Genomic DNA, 12441 nt, shown 5'->3' with positions numbered 1-12441 from the left:
CGCCTGCAAGCACGCTCCTGCCGATTCGGCCAGGCGCGCCGGGAGCAATACGAAAGCGCTGGCGCGGGCAGCAGGCCGCGTCCTGGTACAGGTTTCTCTCGTGTTACCGGGTCTCGGGTCCGGATTGTTTGTTGAGCCCCGTTATCACGGAGGCTTCCGATGACGGGGACTCTGCGCTGGCTCGCCCGCAAGTTCTGGCTGCTGACCATCACCCTGGTCATCAGCCTCGCCATCCTGGTGCAGACCGGTCGCATGCTTTCGCCGCTGGTGGAGGACTACCGCCCGCAGATCAGCAACTGGCTGTCGGCGCGCCTCGGTGTGCCGGTGCAGATGGAACGGCTGTCGCTGCGTTGGCGGGCCCTCGAAGTGGCGCTGCAACTGGACGAGTTGCGCCTGGGGGAAAACGGCGAAGTGCATATGGGCTACGGCCTGTTTCACCTGGACCTGCTCTCGAGCCTTTGGAACCGCGAACTGGTGTGGAAAAACCTGCAGGTGCGGGATTTCTCCGCCGAGTTGAGCCGTACCGAAAGCGGCGGCTGGCATATCGAGGGATTCCCGCCCGGCGCCGATGGCGCCGCGGCGGAAGAGGCTGCGGGTGCCCCGCGCCTGGGCGACCCGGCGCGCATCTTCCAGTTGGGCCCCAAAGTCCAGGTGCGCAATGCCAGTATCCGCCTGCGCCTCGCCGACGGCGCCAGGGCCGAGATGAACCTGCCGCGAATACAGCTGGAAAACGCCGGCGACTTCCACCGCCTGACGGCGCGGGCCTTTATTTCCTCCACTGCCGGCGTTGCACAGGATTCCGATGGTGCCTCCGGGCACGCACTTCTGGGGCAGGGCGAGACGCTGCGCCTGATCCTCGAGGGGCGCGGCAACCCGCGCGACCGCGACGATTTCTCACTGAATGGCTATGTGCAGTTGAACGACATGCTGGTGGATGCGGACACCATCGCGCTGTTGCAGCAACTGACGCCCCTGCCGGAAAAATACCACTGGCGTGGCCGCAAAATGGCCCGCGGCAGCCTCTGGCTGCACAGCGAGGCCGACAGCGGCTACCGCCTGCGCGGCCGCCTGGAACTGGCGCAACTGGAAGTGGATGCCGCGCGGGAAACCGGCGCCGAGCGCGAGCCTTCGCTGCTGGAGCCCCTGCGCGGCCTGTCCGGCGATCTTTCCGGCCACTGGCAGCCGGGCGGCAACTGGCGCCTGGCGCTGCAGCAGGTAGAGCTGGACTGGCGCGACCTGCCGATGCCTCCGCTAAACCTGCAGGCCCGCAACAGCGCGGAGAGCGGCCTGCAATTGTCGGTGGACCGCATCGAACTGGGGGCCTGGAGCCGCATTCTGGAACGAATGGCCCTGCTGGAGGGGCCGGCCGCGGAGTGGCTGCAGGCGCTCGCGCCCTCCGGTCGCCTGGAGCGGGTACAGTTTGCCCGCGGCGCCGACGGTGGAATTGCCCTGAGCGCCAACCTGCGCGACCTGACTGCCGCCGCCCACCGCGGTGCCCCGGCGGTGCAGGGATTGAACGGCTACCTGGAAATGCGCGGCGGCGACGGTTTCGCGCAGCTGGCGGGGGGCGACGGCGTTCGTATCCAGTTCCCCAAACTCTATGAGAACGCTTTCGAATTCACCCGTGTCGGCGGCACCGTCGCCTGGCAGGTCGATCGCGACAACAACTCGGTACAGGTCAACTCCGGGCTGTTGCGGCTCGGCGGCGAGCAGGGCGACATCCGCGGCCAGTTCCTGCTGCAGCTGCCGTTCGTGCCCCACAGCCGCCCGGCCGAATTCACCCTGGCACTGGGGCTGCGCGACGCACCGGTGTCGGCGCAGGGACAACTGGTGCCCCACACCGTCAGCGACGACCTGCGCAATTGGCTGGCCGATGGCCTGGGCAGCGACAATCCCGGCCGCGTCTCGCGCGCGGGATTCATCTACCGCGGCAGCAGTTATCGCGAGGGCGAGGATCCCGAACTGCTGGCCCTGGGCGACCACCCGGAGCGGCAGACAGTGCAGTTGGCGGCGGATGTGACCGACGGCGCGCTCGACTATGCGCCGGGCTGGCCGGCGGCGAGGAATATCTCCGCGCGCCTGCTGGTCAACGACCGCAATGTACTGGTCAACGCCGAGGCGGCGACGCTGTGGAATATCGCCGCGCGCGATATCGAGGTGGGAGTGACCCCCAGCCCCACCGGCGACGGCTCCCTGCTGGGGGTGCATGCCAGGCTGGAGGGGCCGGCATCCGACGGCCTGCGACTGCTGCGCGAATCGCCGCTGCGCGAGCGCCTGGGCAGCGCCTTTGACGACTGGCAACTGGGCGGCCGTATCAGTGGCGACCTGACCCTGTCCCAGCCCCTCGGCGGCGCCGAACTGCCGGCGCGCCAGAATGTACAGCTGCAATTGCAGGGCGGCGACCTGCGTCTCGACAAGCTGCGCCTGGATATCGATGGGCTGGGCGGGCGCATCCATTACGACAGCGACGACGGCCTGGCCGGCACCCGCCTGAGCGGCGATCTCTGGGGTCGGCCGCTGCAGGCGCGTATCGAGCATATCGGTGACGGCGACGAGCGGGACACCCAGGTGGTGATCGATGGCAGCAACAGCATCGAGGCGGTGCAGGACTGGAGCGGTCGCCCCGAGCTGGCCTGGCTGGACGGTGTCTTCGACTACCGCGCGCTGGTGACCATCCCCGCGGCCAGCAAGGAGAAACCCTACTCGGCCATCTTCGAAATGACGTCCGACCTGGAGGGTGTCGCGGTGGACCTGCCGCCGCCGCTGGGCAAGGTGGCGGACGAGAAAACCCGCTACGTACTGCGGGTACCGATCGGCGAGCAGGGCAGCCTGTTCAATCTCAGTTACGGCGAACACCTGCAGGGGCAGTTCTGGCAGGTGGACGGCGTTGTCGACCGCGCTGCCATCGCCCTCAATGCCGAGGCCGAGCTGCCGCGGGAGCGGGGCCTGGCGATCAGCGGCGACCTGTCGCAGATCGACCTGCCGCGCTGGCAGCAGTCGCTGGCAGTGTTCGGTGGCAAGGGCGGCGAATCCGACCATGAAAACAGTGGCGGCGCAGCCGCGGCGGACATCGACAATCCGCTGCCGATCACCCTCGACCTGAGCACCGACCGGCTGCAGCTGGGTGCGGTGGATATCGAACATATCCACGTCCGCGGACGCGGTCTCGGGGCCGACTGGCAGTTGCAGTTCGACAGTGCCATGGCGTCGGGCAGTGTCAGTGGCGTCATGAACGGGGCCACGCCGCTGCAACTGGACCTGAGCCACCTGCACCTGCCCGCGCCACAATCGTCGCAGGGCGGCGGCGCGGCGAAGAAGGAGGAAACCGATGCCTGGGCCGGTTTCGATTTCACGCAGTTGCCGCAGGTGGATTTCAGTACCGACAGCCTGCGGGTCGGCGAAGAGGACATGGGTCGCTGGTCGTTCCGCCTGCGGCCGTCGCAGTCGCGGCTGGTGATCAGCGATATCCGCGGCGCCGCGCGCGGTGTGCGCGTCGAGGGGCGCGGCCGGGGCGACAACAAGCTGGGTGCCCAGTTGATGTGGTTGCGCGACGAGGAGGGCAACGAATCCTCCCAGTTTATCGGCCGCCTGCTGGCGGATGACCTGGCCGACGTGCAGCGGGCCTGGGGCCAGGAGCCGGCCATCGAGAGCGAGACCGCCATTTTCGATACGGCGCTGCGCTGGGACGGCTCGCCGGCCCAGGTGGCGGCCAATCGCCTGTCCGGCGAACTGAAGATCGATATCCGCGACGGCCGTTTCATGCGCGCCACCGACAGCGCCGGCTCCGCCGTGCTGCGCCTGCTGTCGCTGTTCAACTTCGATACCTGGGCGCGCCGCCTGCGGCTGGACTTCTCCGATCTGTACCAGAACGGCATGGCCTTTGACCAGGTGCGCGGTGAGGTCTTTTTCGAGGGCGATGGCGAGTTGCTGATCGCGGTGCCGATCCAGGTGGAGGGGCCCACCAGCGAGCTGCAGATGGCCGGGCGGGTCAACCTGAAGCGCGAGGACCTGAATCTGACCCTGGTGGCGACCCTGCCGGTGGGCAATAACCTGGCGCTGATCGCGGCGCTGGCGGGCGGCCTGCCGGCGGCGGCGGGGGTTTACCTGATCAGCAAGGCGTTCAAGAAGCAGGTGGATAACATGGCCAGTGTCAGTTACCGCATCAGCGGCAAATGGGACGAGCCGGAGGTGCGCTTCGACAAGCTGTTCGACGGCGATGGCGCGCAGCGCCAGGGATCCGAGGCGGAGGCCCGCCGGCGCCCGCCGCCCGACAGTACCGGGGCGCCGCCGGCGGTCTCGGACAGCCGTCCGCAGCCGGAAGCCGACCGTTTCCTGCCGGCGGCGCCGGCAGCCGGGGGCCGCTGATCCCGGGGCACCCCGGGCCCGGATTTTGTTCTCGCTATTGAAGAAACCGAATAATTATTCGATATTGTGTCTGTGCGCGGTGGCTTTGGCCGTGCGTGAGAGGTAGAACAATAATCAACAGAGGTCCGCGCAAATGTCTGAGGTGGCCAATTTGGCAGGGTTTCCCGTCAATCGCTATTTGCTCTTCCGGGTGTTCAAGTACACCGTCTATCTGTTACTCGCCTACAATGTCTACGCTTTCTTCGTCGAGAATCACGCCGCCGCCGGTGCCGTGTTTGCCGATGGTGTCCAGCTGGGCAAGGTGATCGAGGCCTACAACGACTCCATCGATACCCTGGCCTGGGTGCTGTTGCTGCTGGTGTTTGAGCTGGAGACCTTCGTGCTGGCGGACGAGAGGATTCGCGGTGGGGTCAAGTGGTCGCTGAACGCCATTTCCGCTTTCTGTTATCTGTTCATCATCTATTCGTTTTACGGCTACGTGGCGGAGATGCTATCGGTCACCGACCTGGCGCCGGTGGCCCGGGGTGCCTGTGACCTGGCGGCCAGCGGCGACTGGAAGCTGGTGGTCGAGCAGGACGATTATGTACCGCTGGCGGCGCAGAACTGTGCGGCGCTGGGCGATGCGCAGATGTTGAGGCTGATGGATGCGATGGTGGTCGGCGACGCGGCGACCTGGAGCGAGATCGAGTGGCTGGCGTGGGTGGATGTGATCAATGCCGGCACCTGGCTGCTGGTGGTGTTTATCCTGGCGTTCGAGGTGTGGCTGCAGCTGCGCCAGCAGCTGTCGGACAGGATCATGCGCTACGGCCAGGTGGTCAAGGTGCTGCTGTATTCCACCCTGTTGCTGTGTGCCATCTACTGGGGGGTCAACGGCAGCTTCCTGGATTTCTGGGATGCCTTCCTGTGGCTGGTGGCCTTCTTCTTTATCGAGCTGAACCTGTTTGAGTGGCAGGCGGAGACCAGTGGCGAGTGATTGGTGATTGGGGCGAACCTTTGTGCTCGCCCTTTATATTTGTGGCACTTCAGACTGATGCTTGTAAGCCAGCCCCGTGGCGGCAGGGCCTTCGCATCAGTTTCAGTGCTCCTTTTGAGCTATCCAGGTAGCCAGATAGAAATCCGATGTCGATGCGAAGGTGCTGATACCGATAGCGGTTTGCCAGACCTTATGAGACAGGGATGTCGATTAGAGCGTACAGGGATGTATTCACCGCGTGTCTGGCAAACCGCTATCGGTAGCAGCACCGCCACCAAGCTCTCTAACAACAGCCTGGAATGCCCCTAACAAACAGGGCGAACACAAGGCTCGCCCCGACAGTCAGGATACTTCCTGCATAAAGAAATCGCGCAGAAAGCGGAACAGCTTGCGCTGGTTGGTGGGCGGCTTGCCGTTCTTGATCTCTTTTTGTGAATCGCGGACCAGCTGGCGCAGTTGCTGGTGATCCGCCTGCGGATAGCGGTCGAAAAATTCGCTCTGTGCGGCCTTGCCTTCCTCCAGCAGTCGCTTGCGCCAGTCCTCGGCCATCCTGTCGAAGCGCAGGTGCTGCTGGTCGCGTTCCTTGAATCGGGTTAGCACAGCCTCGATCGCCTCGGCGTCGGTGTTGCGCATCAGCTTGCCGATATACTGCATCTGTCGGCGGCGCGCCTCGTTGGACTTGATCCGGTGCAGCGTTTCGATGGCCTCGCGCATGTCGGCTTCCAGCGGCACTTCCGCCAATTGGGCCCTGCCCAGTTCGGCGAGCTGCCGGCCCAGTTCCTGCAGTTCGTGCATTTCCTGTTTGACCCGCGTTTTGCTCTTCGGCAGGTCTTCGTCGAAATCGTCAAACTCTTCCATTCATCTTACCGTGTGATTCATTAACCAAAATACCAGGTGGCCAGGCCGAGGAATGCCATGAAGCCCACTACATCGGTCACTGTGGTCAGGGCCACGCCACCGGCCAGCGCCGGGTCGATGCGCATGGCCCGCAGCAATACCGGCAGTATGGCACCGGCCACGGCGGCGGTGATCAGGTTGATCACCATGGCCGCGACAATAATCAGCGCGATGCGACCGTCGTCGAACCAGATGGCGGCGACCCCGCCCATGACGGCGGACCACAGCAGCGCGTTCAGTGCGCCCGCGCCCAGCTCGCGGGACAGCAGCCAGCTCAGGTTGCTGCGCCCGATCTGGCCCAGCGCCATGCCGCGGATCACCACCGTCAGCGTCTGGCTGCCGGCCACGCCGCCCATACTGGCGACGATCGGCATCAGCACCGCCAGCGCCACCACCTTGTCCAGGGTGCCCTGGAACAGGCTGATGACCCAGGATGCCAGCAGTGCCGTGAGCAGGTTGATACCCAGCCACAGGGCGCGGCGGCGGGCGGTGCGGCGCACCGGCGCGAAGGTGTCCTCCTCCTCGTCCAGGCCGGCCAGGCTCATCAGCGAGTGGTCGGCGTCCTCGCGGATCACGTCCACCACGTCGTCGATGGTGATGCGACCGAGCAGGCGGTTGTTTTCGTCCACCACCGGCGCGGTGATCCAGTCGTACTTCTCGAACAGTCGCGCGACTTCGGTGTCTGCCATATCCGCCGGGATGGGCTCCACGTCGGTATTGACCACCTCGCGTACGGTGACGCCGGGATCGGTGGTGAGCAGCTTCGACAGCGGCAGCAGGCCGATGTACTGGCCCTTGCGGTTGATCACGAAGAGGCTGTCGGTGGATTCGGGCAGTTGCTCGTGGCGGCGCAGGTAGCGCAGCACCACATCCAGGGTCAGGTTGGGGCGCACGGAGATGGTATCCGTGTCCATCAGGCCGCCGGCGGTCTCCTCGTCGTAGGCGAGCACGCCCTCGACTCGCGCGCGGTCTGTCTCCTTCATCGCCGACAGGACCTCGCCCATGACCCGTTCCGGCAGGTCCTGGAGTATGTCGGCGACGTCGTCGGCGTCCAGCCCCTCCATGACTGCCACCATCTCCTCGGTATCCATGGTGGCCAGGATCTGGCTGCGCACTTCGTCGGTGAGTTCCTGCAGGACTTCGCCCTCTACCTCCCGGTCGACCAGGGTCCACAGCACCTGGCGGATGCGCGGCGGGGAGCTTTCCAGTAGCTGTGCGATGCTCTGCGGGGTGAGGGTTTGCAGCATGCGCCGCACCTCGCGCCCGGTGCCGCTGTCCAGCGCCGCCACCAGCTCGCTGAGCTGGTTCTGGGGGCGGAACTTGATGTCGGCGGGGGGCTGGCTGGGCACGGAAGGGGGTCTCGTCAATGCGGAATCTGCGATTCGGCCCCGCGACTGCGGGAGCGTCTACAGGCCGCGATCATACTATCAGCAGGCTCTGGAATCGATTGTGGTAATGGCTGCTGAGGGGGCGGGGAGGATATCCCTCTGTCTTCTTACGGGGGTCACTCCGCCTCGCCGAAGCGATCGGCGACCAGCTCGCACAGGGCTTCCAGGGCCGCCTGCTCGTCGGCGCCCTCCACCTCCAGGTCCAGTTCGGTGCCCTTGCCCGCGGCCAGCAGCATCAGGGCCATCACGCTCTTGCCATCCACGGACTTGCCCTGGCAGCCCACCCTGATATCGGCGGAGAAGCGGGCCGAGGTCTGTGCAAATTTGCTGGCGGCGCGGGCGTGAAGGCCCAGTTTGTTGATGATCTGTAGGCGGCTTTTCTGCATGGGGGGTGTTCGGCCTGGCTCGGTTGGTTTACTGCTGCTGTTCGCGGTGGCGGACCTGTACATTGTCGAAATGGCCGGCAAAGGCCCTGGCCAGTTGCTCGACCATGTAGACCGAGCGATGGCGCCCGCCGGTGCAGCCGATGGAGATACAGGTATAGCTGCGATTGCTCTTCTGGTAGGCCGGCAGCCAGCGCTCCAGGAAGCCGGTGATATCCCGCTCCATATCGTCGGTCTGCGGGTGGCTGCGGAGATATTCTGCCACTTCCGGATCCAGGCCGGTTTTCTGGCGCAGCTCGGCCACCCAGTAGGGGTTGGGCAGGCAGCGCAGGTCGAAGACCAGGTCCGCGTCCACCGGCACGCCGTGCTTGAAGCCGAACGACTGGAAGAGTATCGCCATTCCCGGCGATTCCTGCCCCACCACCCGCGTTTTTACCAGGTCGCGCAGCTGGTGCAGGCTGAGGCTGCTGGTATCGATCACCAGGTCGGCCATGGCCGCCAGTGGTGCCAGCAGTTCCTTTTCCCGGTTCAGGGCTTCCAGCAGGTGGGTGCGGTTGTCGGACAGCGGGTGTTTGCGGCGGGTTTCGCTGAAACGCTGTACCAGCACCGGCGAGCGGGCATCCAGGTAAATCACATCGCACTGCACGCCGCTCTCGCGCAGTTCCCCGATCACCCGCGGCGCCTGCTGCACATCCTGCCACAGGTTGCGGGCGTCGATGCCCAGCGCCAGGCGGGGGCTGCCGAGGGCGTTTGGGGTGTCGTCCCCGGGTGCCTGTTCGCGCACCCGCTTGACCAGCTCGGGCAGCAGGCTGGCCGGGAGGTTGTCGATGCAGTTGAAGCCGACATCCTCCAGCAGTTGCAGGGCGGAGCTTTTACCGGAGCCGGAACGGCCGCTGATGATCACCAGGCGCATTGTTCGAATACCAACTATCAATGATCAAATTATCAGAGACCAATGATCCGGGATTATGCGCTGTGACTCAATGTCCGGTTTTCGTTGTTTTTTGATATTCAATCGTGGCTTCAGGCGGCCGCGGCGCTGTCGATGGCCAGCGCATAGAGCTCGTCGCCGCTTTCGGCGCGACGCAGCTTCTCTCGCACGCGGCTGTCGGAGAAGAGGGCGGCGATTTCGGCCAGGGTGTCCAGGTGTTCCTGCTCCGAGTCCTCGGGTACCAGCAGCGCGAACAGCAGGTCGACCGGCTGGCGGTCGGCGGCGTCGAAATCGACGGCGGGTTCGGTGGTGCAGAGCACGCCGATGGGCTTCTCGCAGCCCGGCAGGCGGCAGTGGGGAATGGCCACGCCTTCGCCGATACCGGTGGAGCCGAGGCGTTCGCGGGCGATCAGCTGGTTGAAAATGGTATCGGCGTCGAGTTGTGGATACTGTTCGTCAATGGCCTGGGCAATATTGAGCAGCAATTTCTTTTTGCTGCTCCCCGCCAGGTGGCAGAGACTCAGGCGGGGAGAGAGTAATGCTTCCAATGTCATAACTTATCGGTGCTTTTGCAACTTCTCTTTGTGCTTCTTGAGCTGACGATCCAGCTTGTCGGACACAGCGTCGATGGCCGCGTACATGTCTTCGTCTTCCGAGCCCGCAACCAGGTCGTGGCCATTAATGTGTACCCGGGCCTCGGCCTTCTGTACCAGTTTTTCGACAGAGAGAATTACCTGGGCGGTGGTAATGTTGTCGTAGTGACGGGAGAGTTTTTCCAGTTTGCTTTCGCAGTAATCGCGGATCGGCGGGGTCACATCGAGATGATGGCCACTGATATTGATCTGCATGGATTTCTCCTCTTCGGGTGCATGCGGTACTCCGGCGGCACCCCCGTCAGGGCGGCAACCCTACTAGGAAGTTCGCCAGAATGGAAGGATACACTCAAAGTTCGGGGTTTGGTTGCCGGTCGGGTCGAAGGGGACGCCCAGGCCATTTATGACCAGGTGGTCGGTGCGGGTCTGAAAAGCTGGGCCTTCGCACGGATCTCGATATTCTTTTCCGACTGTAGGGTGCGCCGTGCGCACCATTGAAGCGCCCGGTGCGCACGGCGCACCCTACTGAAAGTCCCGGTCCCGCCGTCAAACCAGCCGCTTGCGCTCGCTGGAGGAAGGGATGCCCATGGATTCCCGGTACTTGGCCACGGTGCGCCGCGCCACCTTGATGCCCTGTTGGTCGAGTTCCTGGGTGATCTTGTTGTCGGACAGGGGCTTGCGCGGTTCCTCGCCGTCCACCAGCTTGCGGATCATGGCGCGGATGGCGGTGGAGGAGGCGTCCTCGCCGGAGTCGGTGCTGACGTGGCTGGAGAAGAAGTATTTGAGCTCGAACACGCCCCGCGGGGTGAGCATGTACTTCTGCGTGGTGACCCGGGAAATGGTGGACTCGTGCATGCCGATGGTCTCGGCGATATCCGCCAGCACCATGGGCTTCATCGCCTCCGGTCCCAGTTCGAAGAACCCCTGTTGTTTCTCGACGATACAGGACGCGACTTTGAGCAGGGTTTCGTTGCGGCTCTGCAGGCTCTTCAGGAACCAGCGCGCCTCCTGCAGGTTGTCGCGCAGGAAGTTGTTATCGCTGGAGTTATCGGCGCGCTTGATCAGGGAGGCGTAGTCGCCGTTGATGCGGAGCTTGGGGGTGGTCTCAGGATTGAGCTCCACCAGCCAGCGCTGCTGGCGGCGGCTGACGATGATATCCGGCACCACGTACTGGGGCTCTTCGCCGCCGAACGCCTCGCCCGGGTAGGGGTTGAGGGTCTGGATCAGCCGGATGGCCTCGCCCAGTTGGGCTTCGCTCAGGCGCGTGCGCCGGCTCAGTTGGCGGAAATCGCGCTTGCCGAGCAGTTCCAGGTGGCGTTCGACGATAATCTGGGCCTGTTCCAGCCAGGGTGTCTCGACGGGGAGCTGCTGCAGTTGCAGCAGCAGGCATTCGCGCAGGTCGCGCGCGCCGCAGCCGGCGGGTTCGAACTGCTGGATGATCTTGAGTACCGCCAGCACCTCTTCTTTTTCAGCGTCCAGCGCTGAGGCGAGATCCAGTGGACAGGATTCCAGCAGGCCGCTGGGGGCGATGCCGTCGATCAGGTTTTCCGCGATCAGCCGGTCCAGCGGCGTCAGGGGAGTGAGGTTGAGTTGCCACAGCAGGTGGTCGTGCAGGCTGTCGGGGGCGGTGTTGCGTTGGTCGAGCGCGTATTCGTCGGCTTCGACGCCGCTGTAGCTGCTGCTGCCGCTGCCGTAGACGTCGTCCCAGCGCGTATCCACCGGCAGATCCTCGGGGATATCCTGGTTCCAGTCGCTGTCGGTGGACGGATCGGTGCTGTTTGCGGTGTGCTGTTCTTCTGGCTGTGTCGCCTGGGTGTCCCGTTCCCGCGGTGCCTCGGGCTGTTCTTCGCCGTCCATCTCCAGCAGCGGATTGCTGTCGAGGGCGGATTGCACCTCCTGCTGCAGGTCCAGCGTCGACAGTTGCAGCAGGCGGATGGCCTGTTGCAGCTGCGGCGTCATGGTCAGCTGTGTGCCGAGTTTTAACTGGAGGGACTGCTTCATAATCAGAGGGTATGATGCCGATTCGGCGGATTATTCGTCTGCATATCAAGGAGGTTGCAGACTAACCCTCTGTCGGGACGATTACAAGCAATAAGTGTGCCGAAGACGCGTGTCCCGGTCGCGGCCAGCGCTCCGCCTGTGGCGTCAGATGGTAAATTCGTGGCCCAGGTAGACTTCGCGCACCTGCTGGTTGTTCAGCACCTCGGTGGGTGTGCCGGAGGCGATGATGTGGCCCTCGCTGACGATATAGGCGGTCTCGCAGATATCCAGCGTCTCGCGCACATTGTGATCGGTGATCAGCACGCCGATACCGCGGTCGCGCAGGTGGCGGACTATCTGCTTGATATCGTTGACCGAGATGGGGTCGACGCCGGCGAAGGGTTCATCCAGCAGCACGAAGGCCGGGTCGGTGGCCAGGGCGCGGGCGATCTCCACCCGGCGGCGCTCGCCACCGGACAGCGCCATACCGGGGCTGTTCTCGATATGGGTGATATTGAACTCGTTCAGCAGTTCCTGCACCCGGGCCCGGCGCTCGTCGCGGGACAGGTCTTTGCGGGTCTCCAGGATGGCGAGAATATTGTCGCGCACCGACAGGCGGCGGAACACCGAGGCCTCCTGCGGCAGGTAGCCGATGCCCTTGCGGGCGCGGCCGTGCATCGGCAGGCAGGTGATGTCCTCGTTGTCGATCATCACCTGGCCGGCGTCCGCCTGCACCAGGCCGGCGATCATATAGAAGCAGGTGGTCTTGCCGGCACCGTTGGGGCCCAGCAGGCCGACGATCTGGCCACTGGTGACGCTGACGGAAACGTCCTGTACGACCTTGCGCTTTTTGTACTGCTTGGCGAGATGTAACGCTTTCAGCGTTGGCATAGTGTGTTCCGAATCAATTCTGCGACGGCGGCCGCTCTAT

Annotated in this window: 10 protein-coding genes; 2 read left to right on the top strand and 8 right to left on the bottom strand. The window is 64.4% G+C overall.

Annotated features, from left to right (window positions below):
• Nucleotides 1–159: 159 nt before the first annotated feature.
• Complete coding sequence (locus MWN76_RS19205) at nt 160–4365, top strand: YhdP family protein (RefSeq protein WP_250464504.1); 4206 nt, start codon at nt 160–162, stop codon at nt 4363–4365.
• Nucleotides 4366–4507: 142 nt separating this feature from the next.
• Complete coding sequence (locus MWN76_RS19200) at nt 4508–5338, top strand: hypothetical protein (protein WP_250464502.1); 831 nt, start codon at nt 4508–4510, stop codon at nt 5336–5338.
• A gap of 342 nt (nt 5339–5680) precedes the next feature.
• Here the strand turns inward: MWN76_RS19200 and yjgA are convergent, their stop codons facing one another.
• From yjgA to lptB, 8 genes are all read right to left on the bottom strand, one after another.
• Complete coding sequence (gene yjgA / locus MWN76_RS19195; protein ID WP_250464500.1) at nt 5681–6196, bottom strand: ribosome biogenesis factor YjgA; 516 nt, start codon at nt 6194–6196, stop codon at nt 5681–5683.
• A gap of 20 nt (nt 6197–6216) precedes the next feature.
• The gene (gene mgtE, locus MWN76_RS19190) at nt 6217–7584 is read right to left on the bottom strand and encodes a magnesium transporter (RefSeq protein WP_250464498.1); all 1368 of its coding nucleotides are present in this window, start codon (nt 7582–7584) and stop codon (nt 6217–6219) included.
• 155 nt (nt 7585–7739) lie between these two features.
• Nucleotides 7740–8009: an HPr family phosphocarrier protein gene (locus MWN76_RS19185; RefSeq protein ID WP_250464496.1), complete on the bottom strand. Its 270-nt coding sequence runs from the start codon at nt 8007–8009 to the stop codon at nt 7740–7742.
• 28 nt (nt 8010–8037) lie between these two features.
• Nucleotides 8038–8919, bottom strand: coding sequence for an RNase adapter RapZ (rapZ, locus tag MWN76_RS19180; protein ID WP_250464494.1), 882 nt, complete (start codon nt 8917–8919; stop codon nt 8038–8040).
• 110 nt (nt 8920–9029) lie between these two features.
• Complete coding sequence (ptsN, locus tag MWN76_RS19175; RefSeq protein WP_250464493.1) at nt 9030–9491, bottom strand: PTS IIA-like nitrogen regulatory protein PtsN; 462 nt, start codon at nt 9489–9491, stop codon at nt 9030–9032.
• A 3-nt stretch (nt 9492–9494) separates the two neighbouring features.
• The gene (gene hpf / locus MWN76_RS19170) at nt 9495–9785 is read right to left on the bottom strand and encodes a ribosome hibernation-promoting factor, HPF/YfiA family (RefSeq protein WP_250464491.1); all 291 of its coding nucleotides are present in this window, start codon (nt 9783–9785) and stop codon (nt 9495–9497) included.
• Between the two features lie 291 nt (nt 9786–10076).
• Nucleotides 10077–11531 carry an RNA polymerase factor sigma-54 gene (locus tag MWN76_RS19165; protein ID WP_250464489.1) on the bottom strand — a complete coding sequence of 485 codons (1455 nt, stop codon included), beginning with the start codon at nt 11529–11531 and terminating at the stop codon, nt 10077–10079.
• Between the two features lie 144 nt (nt 11532–11675).
• Complete coding sequence (gene lptB, locus MWN76_RS19160; RefSeq protein WP_250464487.1) at nt 11676–12401, bottom strand: LPS export ABC transporter ATP-binding protein; 726 nt, start codon at nt 12399–12401, stop codon at nt 11676–11678.
• Between the last annotated feature and the right edge of the window lie 40 nt (nt 12402–12441).

It is taken from the genome of Microbulbifer litoralis (assembly GCF_023634065.1).
Classification (GTDB): domain Bacteria; phylum Pseudomonadota; class Gammaproteobacteria; order Pseudomonadales; family Cellvibrionaceae; genus Microbulbifer; species Microbulbifer litoralis.
The sequence above is the reverse complement of the archived record's forward strand: the minus strand, read 5'-3'. Positions and strand labels throughout refer to the sequence as shown.